Source organism: Brevibacillus fulvus, assembly GCF_016908525.1.
Classification (GTDB): Bacteria; Bacillota; Bacilli; order Brevibacillales; family Brevibacillaceae; genus Brevibacillus_G; species Brevibacillus_G fulvus.
This window is the reverse complement of sequence record NZ_JAFBEB010000003.1, coordinates 165823-186064: the sequence shown is the minus strand read 5'-3', so window position 1 is coordinate 186064 and position 20242 is coordinate 165823. Positions and strand designations below refer to the sequence as shown.

Genomic DNA, 20242 nt, shown 5'->3' with positions numbered 1-20242 from the left:
CTAAGTTTCCCGAGCCGGGATATTTTGCAACTTTTTATCCATCCAATAGCGATACGGAATCATCAGCAGCAAGCATACAACGAATACCGCATAGAACTGCGGGTTTGTCACACGATTGACGCGCAAGATCGCGTCGATCATGGCGATGCAAAAGGCAACCGCGATTCTTGCCGGTCTGGTGGCTGGTGTTGTTTTAGGATCGGTAATCATAAAAAACGTGAACAGTTGCAAGGAAGCCCCCAACAGCGGGCCGAGCGCAGCCAGCAACGGAGCGCCAAAGAACCAGTGCCGCACGAACGCAAACAGCGTAAAGCTGCCCAGAAATGCCAGCACCGTATCGAGTCGGTTGGCGAAATAAGCGGCGATAAATCCGAAAACCAAGATGACAACCATTACCTCATAGCTATTTGTCCATTGCTTGGGGGTACTCACGGCATATTCAGGAAGCAGCAACAGCATGATCACCAGCGCCACATTGTTCGGATTGAAAACATGTCCTCCCTTGAAGCGTATGGCAAATTTCAAAACAATCGAGAGGATGGAAGTTACCACATAGGGCCAGATTTGAAAGGAGGACAACAGCAAGCTGACGCCGATTCCGGTGATGAACGCACTCAGCGGGAATTGCCATTTTTTTCGCAGAAGTCTGACCAATACCAATTCTGTAAGCGTCGTGGCCAAAACCGAGGCGATTACCGCATCCCATTTTTGGTAAAAACCGAGGTAGAGTTGACCGGCGGTGGCGAAGCTGGCGAGAAACAGCAGTATAAAAAAGCGGGGGTCCAGCTTGTAGTCCGCCCAGGAGGTAATCACACGGGATGTTTTCGCTTGTAAGTTGGTAAACATCGAAACACCTCAATTTTCTTTTGTTTTTCCGATCACGATGGAAGAATTAATTCCTCCGAATGCATAGGCATTGGACAGGATATATTCCACCGGTTTGCATAACGGCTCGTTTGCGATAACGTTAATGTCACATTCTGGGTCCTGTTCGCGGAGATTGAGCGTAGGTGGCAGTATGCCGGTCTCCAGCGCCTTCACACAGACAACCGCTTCAATGGCGCTTGCCGCCCCTAGCGTATGTCCAATATGCCCTTTGATGGAACTGACCGGAAGTTGCGGCGTTGTTTCCCCAAATACCGCTTTCAGCGCTTTTGCTTCCATTCGGTCGTTGGCTGGTGTCCCCGTGCCATGGGCGCTGACATAGCCGATACTCGCCTTGTCGAGCTGCGCCATTTTCAAAGCCGATTCAATTGAAGAAATCGCGCTTCTCGCCGCAGGATCAGGCTGCGTAATATGGTGGGCATCACAGCTTAGGCCGTATCCCATCAGTCGGGCGCGCGGACGATGTCCACGTCTGAGCAGATGTTCCTGCCTCTCCAGCAGCAACACCCCCGCTCCTTCACCCAGTATTAAACCTTGGCGGTGAATATCGAACGGCCGACATAAATCCGGCGTCATCGCCCGCAGGCTGCTAAATCCGGTAAAAGCGGCCCAGGAAAAGGCATCTACTCCGCCTACTATCATTATGTCAGCGCGGTTGGCCAATAGCTCCTCCATCGCCCGTGCAATTGCCACGTTGCCGGCGGCACAAGCATTGGTAATCGTCCATACCGGTCCGCTTAGCTTCAGCGTATCCGCGACATTCTCCGCAATCGCGTGCGGTCCACCGTTCACACCTTTCCCTTTGTTCATCAATGCCGCCTCAAGCGGTTCGATCTCTCCCATCGTGGTGCCAATACTAAGCCCCGTCCGCTCCCTGGCTAGCTCTTCTGCGGAAAGTCCGGCGTCACAGACCGCTTCTTCCAGGGCTAGCATAAAGATCCGAGTCGCCCTCCCCATGGTGCGCCCCGTCTCGAACAGCACCGGTTCACGAAGCGTGTCAATCTCACACCCATTTTTATTCTGGTGCCCAGACACATCAAAGCTCTTCACTCGCTTCACACCGGATTTGCCCGTCAAAAGTCCTTCCCATAACTCCTGAACATTTCCCCCAATCGGATTGATGGTCCCGATGCCGGTTACCATAATCTCTTCCAACACAGCTCACCTCTCCCTTATCTGCCGAGCGATTGCTCCCAGATCATGCTCAGATCAGTCAATTCCGGCTTGGGCCGCATAAAACTGTCCATGCCTCGCTCTGCTGTGACCAACTCTATCGCTCCCTCTTCCCCTGCCTCCACTCTTTTCTTCAACTCGGCGGAATCGGGAAACTTCCGGTACCCATCCTGCCAAACGGCATAACCTGCGCTTGCCTCCCCTTTTTTCACCAAAGCATCGCCATATGCTTCATAGGCCAATGGCCAAAAAGCAAACGTCTTGTTATCTGCCAGCTCGTAGGCCGCTACACAAAAACCGAGATCCTGGATTGCCGAATCAATTCGTTCCAGTCCAATCGGCCAGTACAAATTATTGAGGCCGCGTGCGTAATGAGCCGTCCAATCGTATGGCTCGGTCTGTAAGATGAGGTCGAGTTCACGGATCGAAAGGGCAGAACGTTTTCCCAGCGTCGCCGTCCCCACGTTTTTTTGCTGAAGCATGTCCACATAGGCGAGTGCCTTTTGCAAGCGGATCTCTCGTGTTTGCGGAACTTGCCGTTCTAACCAAGCGATCAACGCTTCTGTTTGATTGGCTTGTCCCATTTTGAGGCGAAGCGCATTGCTGTACACCATATTGTCCGGGTCTGCCTTGACAGCTGCTTGCAAATAGCCGATTTGCTTGTCCGGGTGATCCGTTAAAGACAGGGCATACGCATAAGCTACAGGAGCATTGTCCTTCGTGATTGATTCCGCCTCCCCTGAAAAACGGGCGGCGGCTTCCGGATTTGCCGCCTGCTTGACAGCGGCGATCTCGTCAGCAAAGTTGACGTGCAGCTGTTGTACCGAAACATCTGCGGAAATTGCCGGAAGCTCATAGCCATCCCGAACCTGTGCATAAAAGACAAGTCCCAATGCAACGGCGAGCACCGTCAATGCGGCTGCGGTTCGTTTGATCATGACGACCTCCCTCTGCTGCTTTCAGCTTTTTGCAAGCGATAAGTTGACGGGTTTACCCCCACTTTTTTGCGAAAGACGCGTGAAAAATGAGTGAGATCGTTATAGCCGACGGAGTAGCACACCTCTGTCACAAGCCTTCCTTTTTGCAGCAACGCTTTTGCCCGCTGGATTCGCTTCGTCATCACGTATTGTTTAAAACCTGTGCCCAGATACTTCTGAAACATGCGCGAATAGTGGCAGCGGCTCATATAGGCCAAGGAAGCGGCTTTGGTTAACGAAAGGTCATTCTCATGCAGATTTTCTTCGATGTACATCAGTGATTTGCGAAAGAGAGGATTATCTGTGGTGACATCAGTCTCTTCTTCAAACGTCTCGATGAACGAACGAAGGGAAAAAAGATTAAAATCTTTCGCACCAGCTAAAATGACCACCGGACTGTTGCAGCGGATTTCGTTGATCTTCCAGGTATCGGGGAACGACTCCGCGTACGTCATAATGATGACGATTTTATATTTGTGTTTCGCGACGATCTCACAAACTTGCACAAAATCGTCTGTCACTAAAACATTGACTTTCTTGGAAATTAATTCAATGGACTCTATCTGCGAATCGTCCAACTTCCCGTTGTTTACAACGACAACTAACTCATCCAAATGAATCATTCCTTTCTCATACAATGTTTCATGGAATTAATAAAATAAGACAAAAGTGAATATTATAATAAGATTAACTATTTTGAATTAATTACCTCCATATACAAAAATTTTATTTTATGGATAGGGCTCCCTTGTCATCATCTTACTGAATTATGAAAAAAATCACATATATTGAAAGTTACGTTTGCATAAGCCCTCTTTCACAGAGATAACACCCCTCCCGTCCACCTGTCGTATTTTGCCTGTGGGTAAAAAGCGTACGGAAAAAGGAAATCCTTGCAATAGCGATTGCTACCACAAGGATTCGACTTTCTTTTTCTACAAAATTTTCAGGTTGCATCGCAACACGACAATGTTATCCAATAGACCCACTGTAACCAAGTTCCCTTTCTGCTTTTCTTGATTGACCCAGTTCACTTGAAACCGAACCGCATCACCAGGCAAAATTGGCCGGAAAAACTTCGCTTTGAGCTCTGTTAGTTGAAACTCTTGCCGTTCATAACCGGAAGCGATCAGCAGCAGTTCGGCCGATTGCTTCGCTCCTTCCACCAGCAACATGCCTGGATAGATGCTGCGTTGGGGAAAGTGTCCCTGGACAAAAAAATCGCTGCTTGTGATATTTTTTTGTGCAACGAGAAAATCTCCCTCTTTCCACTCGATAACCTTATCCACCAATATCCAAGGTTTGCGGTTGGCCAGCATCTCTTCCGCTATCATTCGCGTACCCCCACGGCAATCGCTCCTCTTATGTTTCCGCCGGCATTGACAGAAATCTCAACATGACGGTAGCCGGCTCGTTGCAACAACCCTTGCCAATCCGCAGGTGTTAGAAAGCCGAAGGCAGGGTCGTCCGGTGAATGGTTGATCATTTCAAAACCAGGCATCAGTGAAAACATAAATTCCTGATGCAGCTTGTGCCCATAGCCGGACCGTACACATTCGGAAATGACAATCGTCCCGCCGGTGGACAGCATCCCGCGCAAATCCCTCAAAGTTTTTTCAATATCGCTTGCGCAATGCAACACATTGACCGCATAGATAAGATCAAACTGTTTCTCCGCGTGTTGCTCCAAACGGTTAATATCGATCGCAACCGATGTTATCACCGCTTCCTCTCTTTGCTTCAAGGCGTTTCGGGCTTTTCGCAGCAAGAACAGACTTTTGTCCGACAGCGTATATTCGATCTGAAGCTCGCGCAGCGCACATTCGGCGAGCAGCGCTTGAGTAGCGGATCCATAGCCTACACCCAATTCCAAAATTTTCGAGCGACCCTTCTGGATCAAATCTGCCAGTGTCTCGGCGGCCCACTGGTTATGCACGGCATACAAATCATGGCTATTGTTGAAGTAACGTTCCCATAGTTCTTCCCCCGACGCCCCGAACATCACCGGAAGGGCTTGCGCTTGACCGGTTACAATCTCAACCCAGGAACGTCCGACATGATCAATCAGTTGCAGAGACGGTTCAATGTTCACGCTTACCGAAGGCCGTTGCTTGGCAAAATTCTCGGCATAACCGGTTGTCTGCAGTACCCCTTCCTTCTCTTCCAAAAAATTTTGCTGAAGCAGAAAGGAAACAGCCCAGTAGACGAGCGACCGGTATTTTTCGACCGGCCGCAGCTGCTCGATCACTTCCCTTCGCTGATAACAATGCCTGGAAAAATGAATGCCGCCCGCTTGCAGACAGTCATAAATCACAGAAGCGACATAATCGGAAACATAGTTATATGCTTCGTGATAAACCGAGTTAAACAACGTATTGTCTCGATCTGTTTGGATCACATTCTCACCTCGCTTCCTGGTCTACGTTTGATAGGCGATCGCCACACCAATCATCGCCAACGCGATCTGCTGTCCGGTTGAATCAACCAAAGTGCCATCAAAAATTGCCCGCTTCTGCGCGATTCGCACTGGCTTAATCACATACGTTAACTGCTCGTCCCAATCGGCAGGGCGGATCAGGGACGCCTCGATGCTGCCCAGCAGTGGAAGTTCTTTCTGTTTCAGCGGCTCTGTTTCAAGCTGTGTCAAAATTACAGTGGCTTGTGCCAATCCTTCCAGCATGCAAGTTTCGGGGAAGTATCTTCCATTGCCGTAACACTGGCGCAAAGGAGCCGGTAAAAATTTGGCTTCCAACAGGCTTCCTGGCACATATCGCGTAACTTCATCGACAAAGCGAAAAGGGTATTGTTGCGGCAACAGTGTTAACAGCTCGTCCAGACTCAAGCTTCATCACCTGCACCCGTACTGTCCTGATCGATATACAGAAAAAACAGACAGCCCGTCTCGGTGTACACATCGTGAGACTCCCCCAGGCCAGCGGTCAGGAAGTCGCCTGCCTTCATGTAATCTTCGCCCAACCGCACCTCTCCTTCCAACAGCCAAGCAATTTCCCGCTGGGGATGATCGTGCTGAGGGATCATGCTTCCCGGGTGCATTTTCAGCAAAAAAGCCCGTTTGCCGGTCGCTTCGTCCGCCCACAGGTAGCACATCTCCGTTTTTTCATACAATCCTTCGCTCCATACCATTTTTTCCGCAGGAATTATCAAATGTTTTTGCGGTTTCATGTTTTGCCATCCTCCTTGCATGTCTTTTTCGCCCAGAGCGCCATTCGCGGACTTTGCGGGACAAGCGGTGAACGATCAAGCCCGCCGTAAATCGCTTCCACCCGCAAACCTGCCTGCGAGGTCAGCCTGGACAACTCCGTCGCGGTGTACAGTCTGACATCCAACACCGATTGCTTGAGCTCTGAACCCCTATACCAACGGATCGTCTCCCTCCATCGTCCGGTGACACAATCAAAGCCTCGCTCTGACCAAACCGGCTGACCGTGCATCTCCTCCCAGATTCGCGGTTTTAAGTGAAGCAAGCGAAAATCACGATTTTCGGTTTCCATCACAAAGTGTCCGTTTGGCTTCAATGCCGTGCAAATTCGCCGTAAAATTTCTGCATCGGCTTGTTCATCCTCCACATAACCGAAGGCGGTTCCAAGATTGAGCACAGCATCGAAGGTGTCGGCAAAAGCAAGCTCGCGCATATCCCCCAGCACGAAATCGATCTTTACTCCGGCGCTCTCGGCCCCATTCCTGGCTGCCTCCAGCAATACCGGTGAGCCATCGTAAGCCGTCACCTGATACCCTTGCTGGGCTAATGGGATCGACATTCTTCCTTGCCCACAGCCAAGATCAAGAATGCTGGCACCCGGCGGCAACTGCAGCATTTCCACTATTTGCTTCACTTCAAAGGCTGTCCGCTCGGGAGTCAGAATTTCATTGGAAAAATATAAATATTCCTCGCCAAAAAATGTTTGCCATTTTTCCTGCTCAGCCATGTTTCTCCTCCTTCGGCATCTTCGCCAACACATCAATCAGTCGGGTTACCAGATAATCCGCCTCGTCGTCAGAAAGCGTCAGCGGCGGATACATGGACAGCACGCCATTGAAGAAATTTGCCAGAATGCCCGCTTGGCGAAGGGTCGCTGTAAATGCCCGGCTCCACGCAAACGACACGCTTGTTTTCGTTTCGCGATTACTGACCAATTCGATTGCGAGCATCATGCCCATGCCGCGAATATCGCCAACCTGGGGATGATCAAGAAGCGACTGTTTGAGCCGATTTAAAATCCATTCGCCACGTTGACGCGCTTGCTCCAGCAGTCCGTCCTGCTCAATCATCTCCAGGATCGTCAAAGCGGCGACACAGGCGACGGGATGGCCGCACAAAGTAGATCCATGCAGAAAAATTCCGCCTTCCTTGTACAACTCGGCGATAATCTCCTCCGAAATAATCGTTGCTCCCATCGGAAAGTATCCCCCGGTCAATCCTTTCGACAAGGCCACCAGATCCGGCTTGATCCCATAGTGGTGACTGGCCAGCCAATGTCCTGTGCGTCCTAGTCCGGTCCCGACTTCATCAGCAATCAAGAGCAAATCGTATCGCCTGGCAATGCACTGTACTTTTTGCCAGAAATCTTGCGGGAAGAGAACGACTCCGTTTACGCCCTGAATCGGTTCGATCAATATCGCGGCAATCGTGTCCGCGCCCAGCGTAAGTATCGTCTTCTCCAATTGTTCCAGACAGTATTGTTCGAATGCCGCTTCATCTCCCGCAACCGGAGGACGATACAGATGAGGTGCCGGGATAGAAAAGCAACCCTCCAAACCGGGTCCAAACGATTCTTTTATCCCCATATGCGTCACCGAACCGGAACCAAACGTAGTGCCGTGATAGCTGCCCTCAAAAGAGAGAAACCGGGTTCTTTGCGGCTCCCCTTTGCTGCGGTAATATTGCCGAACCAGCTTCATGGCGGTTTCGACTGCTCCCGACCCATCATTGGAAAAAAACACCATCGCGTGTTCGTGATGAGCGATTCGGGTCAGACGCTCGCTAAGCTGATTCGCGAACGGATGGCCTTGTGCACACGTCGAGGCAAAGCTAAGCGTTTCATATTGTTCAGTCATCGCTTGAATGACGCGCCGGTTGCCCAGACCGACTGTGGGAACAGCCGTCGATAAATATAAATAACGGTTTCCCGCATCGTCATAGACCCATGCCCCCTCCCCTTTGGTCAAACAAGGATAAGTTTGACGCACTTCTTCTGCCGTTGCTTGCAGAGGGTTGTTCATGAAAGTAAACGGATGAAGAAAACGGTAACCCTTCGCTGATTGTTTCAAGGCGATCCCTTCTTTCCTGCGTAAATTGCCGCCGCGTTTTCGCTTAGCTTGGCCGCGGACGGATTAACTTGCCCGATTCGGTCTTGGGCAGTCTTGGCTTGATCGCAAGCACATCGGGCCAAAGTTTGCCGTCTTCGATCGTCTCCAAAACATATTTCCACAGTTCCCGCTCGCTCAATGTTTTTTCACCAACTACCCAGGCGTGGATCCGATGCCCCTTCTCGCCATCCCTTGTCCCGAAGACCAAAGCCTCCTGCACTTTCGGATGTCGCAGCAGCACCGCTTCGATCTCCTCCGGGTAAAGATTGTTTCCGGCGCGAATCAGCATGTGGTCGCTCCTTCCATACACGAAAAGCCGGCCGTCTCGCATGGCAGCCAGATCACCCGTGCGCAGCCAGCCGTTCTGTATTTTTTGGTGAGTCGCTGCCTCGTTCCGGAAGTATCCCTTCATCACATTGGGACCAGCCACCAGCAATTCCCCCGTTTCCCCGTCCGGCAGGCTATTCCCCGCGTCATCGACAATGCGAACTTGCACCTGGCGAAGCGGAGGCCCGACACAGGTATGGCCATTTAGCTCAAACGGCAAGGTTAAACAGCTGACTCTTGGCGAGGCTTCGGTCAAACCATACGCATGCCAGATACCGGCCTGGGGAAAAGCTGCGCGAACGCTATCCAGTTGCTTTCTGGTTGGAACCTCTCCACTGATCATGACGGTTTGCAAGGCCGTCTCAAAGCGCGGAGCAAAATGGGCGAGTTTGGCCGCCACGGTCGGGGTGGCGCCTAGTATCGTAATTCCCAATTGACTTAATAGTCGCAATGATCCGAGCGGTCCCATCTGCACCTCTTTGATGCACAATTGACTGCCGGCGAGAAGCCCCGCCAACAACTCACCTGTCAAAGCGGACGAATGCGTCAGCGGACGTATGATCAGGATTTTGTCCTTCGAACGGAATCGGGAGTAGGCGAGAATATCGCTGACATTGGCCCAAATATTGGCGCTGGTCAGCATCACCCCTTTTGGCTGACCGCTCGTCCCCGAGGTATAGAGCAAAAACGCCACATCGGCCAGCTCTCTGTGGCGGCCCACCGCGACAGAGGAAATCGCCGAGCTGATGATTTCGCCATTCCCCTGCACGGTTTGCCGATCAAACAAAAGCGCGGGCTTTGTTTCCTGCAAAATTTGTTTGGTCCGGTTGCTTCCGGAAGCAGCAGCGATCGGCAAAATGGCGAGTTCCTGCGCTAAGCATGCAAGAAAAATCGGAATACAACGCCAGCCTAGCGAGACATCCACCGCGATCAGCGTCCCGCCGTTCTTCCGGCCGCAGCCCAGCTTTGCCAAGATGGAGACGTTTCGTTCAACGACTTGCATCATTTCCGGGTACGTTATGTCAGCACCGGTCGGATTCAGGACGCAGATCCCCTGATGCCGCTGCAATACAGAGAGAAAGGTGTCTGTATCCACGTGCTCCCTCCCTCAAAAGTTTGTGATTCGCACATACAAGCTGGCGTGATCTTCCTGCTGCACCACAGATCCATATGCAGCCAACTGCTCCAGTTGGTTCATGCTCAATTTCCCAAGCATAAACGGGAGAAAGCTTTCGATCGCCGGATCGGGATGCTTTTGCAAAAAGTAGGCGTGACTTGCGCGAATCTTCTCTTCATAGGAAAAGCCTTCTCTTCGATGTGCCAGATGAACGTTGCTTGCCTGCGGTTCATAGACGAAGGAAAACTTTTGCCGATAAGCGCGATACCCTAATTCAAAATGTTCGAAGCCCCATTCGCGGAAATTTTCATCAAAGCCGCCTAACTGACGGAATCCTTCAACCGACAGCGACATATTGCCGCTGAACGTGGCGATCCAGCAAATGGGCGAGGCGGTTTGTCCGCGACTATCGAACAGTCGATAAACCAATTGGCAATATTGTGGAATCCTTTGATGCTTTTGCTGACGCAAATAAACGTCGACTCGCTGTCGATTTTTCGTCGGATCGGAAAGATACGTTTCACGCACTTGTCCGATAACAACTCGCTTCTGGCCGACTGGAGCCCGCTGATGAGCATCATAATGCGCCGCTAAAAAGTCAGGTGCCGGGATACGATCCGCATCACAGAAAACGAGCAGCCCTTTTTCCGCGCGGGAGCTGCCAAGATTACGCGCGACCGCTCTCCCGCTCCGCGATATTCGCACATAATCGATCCGCAATTTATCCTTGAACGCCTCGACAACCGCACGGATCGGCTGCGTTGAGCCGTCGTCCATCACGACAATCCGCGAATGCTGAAAAGGGGGCGTTTGTCCGGCAAACCCTTCGAGCGTCAGCGATAGCGCTTCGGCCTGATTGTAAACCGGGATAATCACCGTAACGTCATCTTGGACATTCATTTCGTTCCGCTTTTCCCCCTGTTCCTGTTCATTTTTACCATCATTATAAAGAGAAAGCGGATCGCCCTCTCGTGGTTTATTGCCCTTTATCCTGCATGGAAAGCCGAGCGATCGTCCCACTGGCAAACGGCATAATGGGGAAAAAGGAGATGGTGTTTGATGTTAGATGGCGACCGAACTACTACGGTCAATACAGAGTATATTGAGGCAGCGATTGAGGAGGTGTGGAGCTTGCTGGCAACTCCTGACGGAATGAATCGATATTTGACCGATAAAGTCGAGGTGGCTGGCGGAAAAGAACAGGTGCAGGCTGGAGATGCACTGAAAATTTATATCGGTGATCTCGTGAATCATGCGCTCTGCGTTCGCTGCAAGCCTCCTGTTGTTTTTCAGTTGGCAGATCGGTTTCAGCCGCTTCTTCCTGATGGAAGCTCATGGGAGTACCGTCTGACTACCGCGTTTTTTCTGGAAAAGCTAGGGAAGATGACCAAAGTTACGGTCAAAGTGGAAGGCTATACGGAGGAAGAATGGATGCAATGGATCAGACAATCGGGAGAAATGGGCTGGCGACAGTCGCTGTTTAACTTGAAATGTGTTTTGGAATTGGGGTTGGATTTGCGCAACGAAGTATTTGGCTATCCTCGCCTCGGGGTGAGCAACTATGCCGCATCCCCGCAGCAAATTGCAGGGATGGGGCTAAATCCTGACAGGATACGCGGCAATTACCTGATCGATGTTTTTCCGGGCAGCCCTGCTGCCAATGCCGGCTTACGGTCCGGAGATCTCGTCACCTGTATTGGCGGCAAAGCGGTTGATTCTTACCAAGCATTCGTCCAGGCTCTCGCGCTATCAGCTCGGCAAAATCGGCCGGTGACTATCACCTTTTATCGCGAGCGGCAGCTGATGCAAACCGAAGCTGTCTTGTCCTATCATGCGGACTATACCGGACTGATCGACCCGACAATCGTTTCGTTAGACGAGGTGGCCAGCGAGCGGCGAAAACAAAACGGTGAACGATGACCGGTTTGGTTTTCCGCAAAAAATCGCCATAAAAATAGTTCTCCACGATATCTTACGGGAGAACTATTTTCTGTTTGAACAGGGCGATGCTGCCCCTACCACGGCAGGGCACGAAAGATCGTCCGCATGGTCCGTACCGCTTCGCACCCGTCAATCAGCGGTCTGTCCCCGTTTTTGATGCAAGCGATAAAATGCTCGATCACCCCGGAGGAAAAATGGCCGTCTTGACGACGGAGCGGATACTGTTCCTCCTCCAGCACACGTCCGTCGTGATATTCCACTTTTATCCCGAACATCGTTTCTCCCGTTGTCAGGTTGCCGTGTTCGCCAAAAAGGACCATACGATGGTCTTGAAGCGGGTTGTTCCAGCTAAAGCTAAACGTTCCGACGATACCGCCAGCGGTTTTGCCAAGCATGACCGCGCTGTCTTCCACAACGCGCTTCCGTTGAAACGTTTCGGCAAAGGCTGTGAGCTGGGAAAACTCATCCGCCAAAAGCCACCTGATCAGATCGAGTTTGTGAACGCCCAAATCGGCTATAACGCCAAATCCTGCCTTTGTTTTGTCCGTAAACCAGGTTTGTTCCCCATCGATACTCCAGCCTTCCGGACCCCCGTGGTGAAAGTGGGAGGTGAATTGACAAATCTTGCCCAAGCTCCCTTCTTCCAGCAGTTCCTTGGCCCGCCGATAGACGGGAATGAAACGTTGGTTGTGACCGACGAGCAAAATTGTCTGTTGGCGCTCCGCTTCTTCGGCCAGCGCCAAGCAATCTTCCAGACGGATCGCCATCGGTTTTTCCAACAGGACATGTTTTCCTGCCTGCAGCGCTAACAGTCCGATTTCGGCATGAGTGGCATTGGGGGTACAGATGGAAACTGCGTCGATATCTGGGGAATCGAGTATCTGCCGGTAATCGGCATAGGCGCGAGGAATTTGCCAGGCAGCAGCAATCGACTGCGCACGAGCCAGATCAATATCGCTGACCGCGACCAGTTCTGCTAGCGGGTTTTCCTGATATTCAGGGATGTGTCGCCATTGGGCGATTTTGCCGCACCCAATCACTCCCACCCTTATTTTTTCACTCATCGCGGCTCCCCCGCATCTTCAGTTGGCTTTTTCCAGATTTGCCCTGAAGCGGAGCGCTGGCTAGCCAGATATTCCCGTTTCCGTTTCAGATTTTCATAGGAATCGGCGGTTAAATCGACCAAGCCTGTAAAGCGGTCATCAGTTGACAGATCGGCGGTGGTTTCATAGGTTATTCCATCGCGGAGATAAGTGATGGGCACCGGTCTGACTTGATCATAAAAGCGGGAAATGGCGCGTACGAATGCAGGGTAATTGGGGACCGGACAGCCGTCGATTTTTACGATCACGTCACCTGGGCGCAGACCAGCCAGATCAGCCGGGCTGTTTTGGTGAACTTCAATCAAGTAATTGCCTTGGCCAACCGGCACACCCGTCGCAGCGGTTTGAAATTCATTTACCGTGCAATTGGCAATGCCCAGCCGCGGATAACTGAACATTTCCTTGCGCAGATCAAGCCCCAGCTCCAACACCGATTTCAAATTCATCAGTGAACGGCGCCAGCCCATTTCCAAACATTCCCGTACCCATTGACCGGTAACGTCGTACCTGAATCCGACCACTTCGATCGTCAGTTTGACAAACCCATCCTCCATCTGTTCCGTGGTAAAGGTTGTTCGCAATTCAAACGTTTGGATCGTTCCGTCAGGATTCATCGATTTATATGAATCGGACAGGGCGAATAGGCGGTTCGGCTCGCAGGCCATAATCGTGGAATGATTAATAATATCGCCATAGTAAAGCGTATATTGATCACCTACCTGCGGGTTTTGGTAGGAGCCGGTGGTATATACCCGATCGGTCAGATAACTGTCCGATCCTTCCGGCGTTGCAATCGACCACCACACCTTCTCGAGCGGCGCCTCGATATACGTTACGTTGACAGTACGGTCATTCTTTTGCGATCTCACATGATTTCTCCTCTCTGCATAGAGATAAAACGGAATCAATCTGATTCGCCAATTGTTTCACCAGACTGGGAAAGGTACAAAGCATGCCGAGCGATTGGAGCCGCTCTGCGGATGGCTGCTGCTTCGTTTTTGCCAATGTTTGCAGTGATGCTTCCAGTTGTGGAACGATTCGCTGATCGCGCAGTTTCTGATAATCGGACATCGCTTCGGGCCATGACTTTTTTTGCGTGAAATATTGCTCAATCTGACCGGCCAAATATTGCGAACAACAGACAGCATTATCGATCCCAGCCCCGGTGATCGGATGAAGGTGAGCACTCGCATCCCCCACCAAAGCCCAGCCGTTTCCATATGGTTTTCGCATGAAGCTGGCCAATCGCCGGATGCCCCGTACTCTGTCTTGGACCTGAGCGTCCTTCAATCGTGGATGCAATGTTTTCACGGAAGAAAGATAGCGCAAAAATGCCTCAGACATCTCCTTGCCTGCAAATAAAGTGCTGTCTTGCGGGAGCATGATCGCGACACAGTGCAATGATCGGTCAAGCGGGTTGCAAATCAGCACGCTATCTCCATGCCAATACCACTCTACCGTTGGAGTCGGCAAAGGGATCATCCCGGACAAATAGGCGAAGTAAACACTATGATGATTTTGCTCCGTATAAAAAGTTGTTTCCGCTTCCACCTCTTCGGCAATCCGTGAATTTCGCCCATCGGCACCTATAACAACGCGTCCAAAGATGGAGCGAAACGTCCCATCCGCTTGCTGGCAATGAACACCCGTTACTTTATTCTGAGAGGACAAAACCGATACCACTCGGCAATTCAGGGCAACCTCAACTGTCGGCAGCCGAACCGCTTCATCCAACAAAATTCGGTCAAGCAATTCGCGGCGGAGGCTGATTGCACGCGGCGTAGTGATAATGTCGGATTCGAACACGTGACCAGCCAGGTCGACGCGAAAGCGGGTCATTGGCGGTGCCCCGGCTGATTCCATGCTTTTTCTGACCTGCAACTGCTCGTAAACCTCGGTTTCCCCAATAATATGCGTAGAAAGCGTCGGTCCTGGTGCGGAAAACTTGTCAAGCAGCAACACGCGATAGCCTTTTTGCCCTAAAAAAATTGCTAAGGAGGCCCCCGCGCATCTCGCACCGACGACAATGACATCATACATGCTTATCGCCTACTATCTTTTATCCGTATTTAGAAAGGCGGAGAGGCCGAATCGACCTCTCCTCCTTCGTTCGTTTAATTGGATTGTACGCAGCCGTAAATAGTTCCGACCAGTTCATCCTGATCATTGTAAAGCGGAATGACGCTGTCGGAAAAGAACGTTGCATCTTTTGGAGGCAACGATTTCAACGTGCCCTTCATATGAATCGGTTTTTTGTTGTGGAAAGTGCCTTCCGGAGTTTCCAGGTGCCAATACAACCAAGATTCCCCTTGGACCCCGTCAAAGATTTTTTTGCCGAGCGGAATCGCGGCTACCGCTTTCATTGCTTCCCCCTGACCTTGCAATCCGCCGCGAACACGGATTTTTTGACCAGGCCACAACACTTGGGAAGTGGCTTCCAAATCAACATTCATGATTTCCAACTCTACGGAAATACCCGATTTGATGCTGAATTCGGAATCGTTGACAGTGAATTGGGTAGGTGCGACTTGCGTGAATTGCAGCTCCTCCGAACGGCCGTCCAGCAATTCCAGCACTGTTTTGCTGTTAGAATTCTCCAGAGTCATGCTCACTTTCTTTTGAGATAAAATGTTCATTTGACATTCCTCCTCATTTTTGGTTGTCCCCGGGAACATCTTTATCATCTCATCTTTTCTCATACATCTCTCTGCTTTTGCTTGGCTGGCATTCGTCTTTGTTTGGTCAAGTTTGCATCAATGCTTTTCGATCGAGTTTTCCGTTTGGGTTCAGCGGCAACGATTCGCAAACAACCAATCTGGACGGGATCATGTAAGAAGGTAACCGTCCCCGCAAGAAACGGAAAATTTCTTCAGAGGTGAGCAGCGGGCTTTTGGGGACAACGTGCGCCACCAAGTGCATAGTGGTTCCTTCCGATGGGACTGCCACCACAGCTGCATTCCGTACTGCTTGATGCTGTTTCAGTACGGTTTCCACTTCTCCCGGCTCAACGCGGTGTCCCCTGATCTTCACCTGATAATCGGTTCGGCCCAAAAATTCGATCGTGCCATCGGCGAGAAACCGGGCGCGGTCACCCGTCTTGTATAACCGTCCAGTTCCGCCTTGGCTAAACGGATCAGGCACAAATTTTTCAGCGGTTAAGGATGGATTATTCACGTAGCCTTTGCCCAACGGAACACCGCCAATATATAGCTCACCCGAAATCCCGATTGGAACAGGGTTCATTTGCGAATCCAAAATGTAAACTCTTGTATTAGCAATTGGTTTGCCGATCGGAAAGTTGCGCGGTTTGCTATTGGCCGAATCCAGCAAGCCCAAGGTTGAGTAAATCGTACATTCCGAAGGACCATAAATATTAAAGATTTTTACTTTCCCCAGTTTCTGTTCGATCTCGACCAGTAGCGGCTCCCAAATCGATTCCACGCCAACCGCCAGCCGTTCGAGATCAGAGTGATTGCCCGGTTGCGCCAACCAATCGTTGAAATCACCGAGCATAAACGGCGGAAGGTAGGCGCTTTTGATCTGATGCTGCTGCATCCAGCGAAACAAACGATTACTGTCATAGCGGATACGGTTGTTTGGAACGATATGCAAAGTACCGCCTTCCGAGAGAGCGGTGAAAATCTCATAAATCGAGACATCAAAACTGAAACTGCTCCACAAACTGCACGCATCCCCCAGCGAGAGCGGCATGCGGTCTGCCAAATCAGAAAGCAGGTTGACAACACTGGTATGGGTACAGGCCGACGCTTTCGGCTTGCCTGTGGAGCCGGAAGTAAAAATCAGATAGGCTGAATTGGCGGGGGCAGCTTTGCCAGTCAAATTTGTTGCCGGATACTGCTGGCGAATCTTTGGCCAGACTTGTTCAAGTTCAATCATGTTTGCCGCTTCGAAAGACAACTGCATCGGTTGCGCATGGCGTGTGATGACGACAGGGGCTTGCACCGCTTCCAGCATGTAATGCAGACGTTCCGACGGATACTGTGGATCAAGCGGCAAATATACACCGCCCGCCTTTAAAACAGCCAGCAGGCTGACAATCTGATCAAGGCACCGGTCCATGCACACTCCGACCGGTGTTTCCGTATGGATGCCACGTTCAAGCAAATAATGCGCCAATTGGTTTGCTCTGCGATTTAACTCCTCATAGGTGAGCATTTCGCCATCATAGCAAACCGCCGGGAGCGCGGGATAACGCTCTGCTTGCTGTTCTACCAACTCGTGCACAAGTTTTTGCTGCGGGTAAGCCTTTTCCGTTTGGTTCCATTCCACCAAAATTAATTCCCGTTCTTGTCTGCTCAGTAGCGACAATTCGCTTACTTTCCGCTCTGGAGCAAGCATCATCTCGTTAAGAATGTTGTAATAATGAACCGGCATCCGCGCTATATCCTCTGCGGCAAAAAGCGCTGCATCAAATAGCAGATCGATGTTCAACTCACTGGCCGACCATCGAACGTGCCAAACCAATTTGCAATGGGGCAGGTCTGCCTTTGCTTCCCCTAAAATTTGGAACCCCAAAAAAGGACGACGTTGATCGCTATCCGTCGAATCAGCACCATAAACAAGCGGGAGGATTTCATCGACTGAATGCTTTGGCTTATCAGCGTTTTCCGATCTTTTCGTTTGCACAAATTCGATCAGTTGCTGACAAGTAGTCGCATGGCCCAACTCCGCCCGCACATAGGAATCCGGTAAAACGACAAAAATAGCCGGCTGTTCGCTGTAACGATACAACAGTATCAAATAAGCCGCTAACAACAATGAATCCGCTTGCGACTCACACTGCCTTCTGTCGAGGGGAAATCTGACCGTTTTCCACTCGGGTTGAAATGCCTCTGCACTTTTGCGGTTTTGTTCAAACGGCAATGTTTCCAAATACTCCCGAGTGGCAAACCATTCGCGCCAATCCTGCATGTCATACTCAACCATCGGCCATCTACCTTTCCTTTCTGTAATGGGAATCTTCTGTCAAAATCGTTCGAACAATTTCAATGAGTTGGTCCATCGCTGCCGGATGCCGAAAAAAGTGGGTCACATCGGAAAGACGATACAAGTTGACTCGCTCCAGCTTTCTCGCACTTTCCCATGTTTCCACATCAAGTTCCCCACAAATGAGATGAAGACCATGCTTATTTTGGTTGTACAACGAAACCGGTTCCAGTTCATCCAGCTCGTCCAGCATTCGTTTGCCGATGCATTGTCCGTGCAAATAGAGCAGATGGGCACCCAGCCGTGTGATGTAATCAAATTGCACCGGATCAAAGTCAGTGAGTTGGTAATAATCGAAGCCCGGCACAAGGATTTGTGAATCAATCACGCCTTCCTTTTCCAGGCGAGCCAACGTTTCCGCGGCAAACACTTCCTTCGCGGGAGGCAGCTTATCCAAAAAAGGCGAGATCAGTATTGGAACGCTCTCGATTTTCGTTCGCTCTTCCCAATGCAGCGCAACTGTTTGGGCGATTACGGCTCCAAGCGCATTGCCGATCAGATACACACGGCTCGGTTTGTCCACGAGCGTGATTTCTTCCAAAACAGTCAATGTATCATTCACCATACTCGATATGCTGGTTTCCCCTAGCTCACCGTAACTGTCACCATGTCCGCGATAGTCAAATTGCACAATCCAATGTCCATCCAGCGCCAGCCTTTTGCGAAGATTGGAGAAAAGATAGTTTTTCTCACTCATCGCTTGTCCCAAACCAGCCAACGTAACAACCAACGGTTTGGCTCCGGTACACATCTCCGGTTGCTCAACCACAGCATAGATGCCCCGATCAGGGCCAAAGCGTTTCTGGGTCCACATCGTTATCCCTCATTCGTCCGAAGCGCAAATTTTTTGCATAACCAATCCGCGGTATATCCCATTAAACGATCTTCCAAAGCACGGGAAGTAAACAGGTGGCCGGCACCCGCCACCTTGTAGACCTGATGGGCATCATCTCCCCGGTAGAGGTGACATGCTTCCGTTTTGAGATGGACAAATTCCTCGGCTATCAGCGGATCGTCATCGCCATACACAATCAATGATTCTCCCTGATAAGCATTGATCTTCTGCTCAATATTGATCGTTTTCAAATCGTAATAAAAATTCATGCCTACCCAGAGCCCGGCCCACGGCATTACCATCATCCGCGGATAAATCGGGTGACGCCAAAAGCGGGGAGGTTTATTGTTCGGATGATTTCCGGCAAATTCGTAAAACAGCGGACTCCATAAAGCGATCCGGTCTACACCGGTCTCAAGGGCAGCCATCAGGGCAATTCGTGCCCCGTCACTAAAGCCGAGATAAGCCACTTCATCGGGTAAAATCTCTGGCTGCAAGCGAATGTATTGAAACGCTTTTTTGATATTCGATACTTTCGTGCTGGTTGTCATCTCATGGTATTCGCCATCGCTCAGCCCCATTCCGTAATAGTCAAAACGGAGAAACGCAATGCCCAACTCCGCCAGTTGACGGGCAAATTTGACTGCCAAGCGGTGCACTTCATACCGTTCCCCATTTTTCCCTGGACAATAAATGACAATCGGACATGGCCGCATGGACGGTGGAGGCAAATGCAAAATCCCGGCCAGTTTGCCTTGATCGCTCAATTCAAAGAACGTTTCATAATACATCCGTTGTCCCCCTTGCAACTTTATCCCAATCGGTATTTCTAACCAGAGCGTTGTTTTCGCCGATATTTCTGCCGGAAGTCGGAAGGCGTCATCCCGACCCGTTGGCGAAAAATTCGGCCAAAGTGAGTCAAGTCTCCATAACCAACGGCATAACAGACATCCGTGATCGAGTCATCGCGTTGAAGCCGTCTTTTCGCTTCCTCGATCCGTTCGCGAATAATATATTCCCGAAATGTAACGCCGAGTTTCCGTTTAAACAGCTTGGAAAAATGCCATTTGCACACATAATTGAGACTGGCCACATCCTCCAGACAAAGATTGTTGTCAAACAAGTTTTCGTGAATATATTTCAGGGAATTGTTCCAATTGATTTGTCCGGTATCCGTACGGTCATCGACTCGCTCGCCTTCTTCTTCGACGGCAATAAAAGAAAAGTCGTTCGTCATCCATTGGTAAAGCAAAAAATGGAGGATGAGCTTCGCTTCTTTCTGCGCCGAAGTAAATAAATAAACCGCCGTTTTTGCGAAAAAGGCGGTTAGATCATAGTTGTCAGGCAGAGTATCGTTCGCACAAACGATCAATAACCGGCTGCATTCTCCCTCCTCCACGAGTTTTTTCACTTCCGCAAAGGAATGCACATATACAAATGGAGCCGTCTCATGCTGATTGACAGTCAGCGTTTCCTGCCGATGGCTGGCAGCTGAATCGACTTCCCAGATGACAAGCAAAACGATCCCCCCAAACGTTTGAGACAACCC

Annotated in this window: 21 protein-coding genes; 1 reads left to right on the top strand and 20 read right to left on the bottom strand. The window is 50.6% G+C overall.

Translation table 11 applies throughout. The annotated features are described in order from the left end of the window. The 12 genes from JOD01_RS06305 to JOD01_RS06250 all read right to left on the bottom strand — a co-directional run bounded on the left by JOD01_RS06305 (window position 1) and on the right by JOD01_RS06250 (window position 10707). On the bottom strand, window positions 1-846 hold the full coding sequence (locus JOD01_RS06305; protein ID WP_204517412.1) for an RnfABCDGE type electron transport complex subunit D: 846 nt from the start codon (window positions 844-846) through the stop codon (window positions 1-3). 9 nt (window positions 847-855) lie between these two features. Then, a complete protein-coding gene (locus tag JOD01_RS06300) occupies window positions 856-2043 on the bottom strand; it encodes a beta-ketoacyl-[acyl-carrier-protein] synthase family protein (protein WP_338028528.1) in 1188 nt (395 codons plus the stop codon). A 14-nt stretch (window positions 2044-2057) separates the two neighbouring features. Further along, window positions 2058-2996, bottom strand: coding sequence for a tetratricopeptide repeat protein (locus tag JOD01_RS06295; protein ID WP_204517411.1), 939 nt, complete (start codon window positions 2994-2996; stop codon window positions 2058-2060). Continuing rightward, window positions 2993-3658, bottom strand: coding sequence for a helix-turn-helix transcriptional regulator (locus JOD01_RS06290; protein WP_204517410.1), 666 nt, complete (start codon window positions 3656-3658; stop codon window positions 2993-2995). Before JOD01_RS06290 ends, JOD01_RS06295 begins: the two co-directional genes overlap by 4 nt. A gap of 312 nt (window positions 3659-3970) precedes the next feature. Beyond that, complete coding sequence (locus JOD01_RS06285) at window positions 3971-4369, bottom strand: ApeI family dehydratase (protein ID WP_204517409.1); 399 nt, start codon at window positions 4367-4369, stop codon at window positions 3971-3973. Further along, on the bottom strand, window positions 4366-5433 hold the full coding sequence (locus JOD01_RS19975) for a methyltransferase (RefSeq protein ID WP_204517408.1): 1068 nt from the start codon (window positions 5431-5433) through the stop codon (window positions 4366-4368). Before JOD01_RS19975 ends, JOD01_RS06285 begins: the two co-directional genes overlap by 4 nt. A gap of 21 nt (window positions 5434-5454) precedes the next feature. Further along, on the bottom strand, window positions 5455-5877 hold the full coding sequence (locus tag JOD01_RS06275) for a 3-hydroxyacyl-ACP dehydratase FabZ family protein (protein ID WP_204517407.1): 423 nt from the start codon (window positions 5875-5877) through the stop codon (window positions 5455-5457). Beyond that, window positions 5874-6218, bottom strand: coding sequence for a cupin domain-containing protein (locus tag JOD01_RS06270; RefSeq protein WP_204517406.1), 345 nt, complete (start codon window positions 6216-6218; stop codon window positions 5874-5876). The genes JOD01_RS06275 and JOD01_RS06270 overlap by 4 nt, the downstream gene beginning before the upstream one ends. Then, window positions 6215-6982: a class I SAM-dependent methyltransferase gene (locus tag JOD01_RS06265; protein WP_204517405.1), complete on the bottom strand. Its 768-nt coding sequence runs from the start codon at window positions 6980-6982 to the stop codon at window positions 6215-6217. The genes JOD01_RS06270 and JOD01_RS06265 overlap by 4 nt, the downstream gene beginning before the upstream one ends. Then, window positions 6975-8324 carry an aminotransferase family protein gene (locus JOD01_RS06260; protein WP_204517404.1) on the bottom strand — a complete coding sequence of 450 codons (1350 nt, stop codon included), beginning with the start codon at window positions 8322-8324 and terminating at the stop codon, window positions 6975-6977. The genes JOD01_RS06265 and JOD01_RS06260 overlap by 8 nt, the downstream gene beginning before the upstream one ends. Window positions 8325-8367: 43 nt before the next feature. Next, window positions 8368-9786, bottom strand: a complete 1419-nt coding sequence (locus JOD01_RS06255; RefSeq protein WP_204517403.1) for an AMP-binding protein — start codon at window positions 9784-9786, stop codon at window positions 8368-8370. 12 nt (window positions 9787-9798) lie between these two features. Then, window positions 9799-10707: a glycosyltransferase family 2 protein gene (locus JOD01_RS06250; RefSeq protein WP_204517402.1), complete on the bottom strand. Its 909-nt coding sequence runs from the start codon at window positions 10705-10707 to the stop codon at window positions 9799-9801. A gap of 159 nt (window positions 10708-10866) precedes the next feature. On the opposite strand from JOD01_RS06250, the gene JOD01_RS06245 reads away from it, so the two are divergent. Further along, a complete protein-coding gene (locus JOD01_RS06245; RefSeq protein WP_204517401.1) occupies window positions 10867-11727 on the top strand; it encodes a PDZ domain-containing protein in 861 nt (286 codons plus the stop codon). Between the two features lie 95 nt (window positions 11728-11822). Here JOD01_RS06245 and JOD01_RS06240 read toward each other — a convergent pair whose 3' ends face one another. From JOD01_RS06240 to JOD01_RS06205, 8 genes are all read right to left on the bottom strand, one after another. Next, window positions 11823-12812 carry a Gfo/Idh/MocA family protein gene (locus JOD01_RS06240; protein WP_204517400.1) on the bottom strand — a complete coding sequence of 330 codons (990 nt, stop codon included), beginning with the start codon at window positions 12810-12812 and terminating at the stop codon, window positions 11823-11825. Continuing rightward, entirely contained in the window at window positions 12809-13720 is a 912-nt protein-coding gene (locus JOD01_RS19970; protein ID WP_204517399.1) for a PDZ domain-containing protein, read from the bottom strand. The genes JOD01_RS06240 and JOD01_RS19970 overlap by 4 nt, the downstream gene beginning before the upstream one ends. Beyond that, window positions 13701-14891 carry an NAD(P)/FAD-dependent oxidoreductase gene (locus tag JOD01_RS06230; RefSeq protein ID WP_204517398.1) on the bottom strand — a complete coding sequence of 397 codons (1191 nt, stop codon included), beginning with the start codon at window positions 14889-14891 and terminating at the stop codon, window positions 13701-13703. The genes JOD01_RS19970 and JOD01_RS06230 overlap by 20 nt, the downstream gene beginning before the upstream one ends. A 74-nt stretch (window positions 14892-14965) precedes the next feature. After that, window positions 14966-15487, bottom strand: a complete 522-nt coding sequence (locus tag JOD01_RS06225; RefSeq protein ID WP_204517397.1) for a hypothetical protein — start codon at window positions 15485-15487, stop codon at window positions 14966-14968. Window positions 15488-15593: 106 nt separating this feature from the next. Beyond that, entirely contained in the window at window positions 15594-17798 is a 2205-nt protein-coding gene (locus JOD01_RS06220; RefSeq protein ID WP_204517396.1) for a non-ribosomal peptide synthetase, read from the bottom strand. A 7-nt stretch (window positions 17799-17805) separates the two neighbouring features. Next, window positions 17806-18672 carry an alpha/beta hydrolase gene (locus tag JOD01_RS06215; RefSeq protein WP_204517395.1) on the bottom strand — a complete coding sequence of 289 codons (867 nt, stop codon included), beginning with the start codon at window positions 18670-18672 and terminating at the stop codon, window positions 17806-17808. Between the two features lie 2 nt (window positions 18673-18674). After that, on the bottom strand, window positions 18675-19484 hold the full coding sequence (locus tag JOD01_RS06210) for an alpha/beta hydrolase (protein WP_204517394.1): 810 nt from the start codon (window positions 19482-19484) through the stop codon (window positions 18675-18677). A gap of 38 nt (window positions 19485-19522) precedes the next feature. Then, complete coding sequence (locus JOD01_RS06205; RefSeq protein WP_204517393.1) at window positions 19523-20212, bottom strand: helix-turn-helix transcriptional regulator; 690 nt, start codon at window positions 20210-20212, stop codon at window positions 19523-19525. Between the last annotated feature and the right edge of the window lie 30 nt (window positions 20213-20242).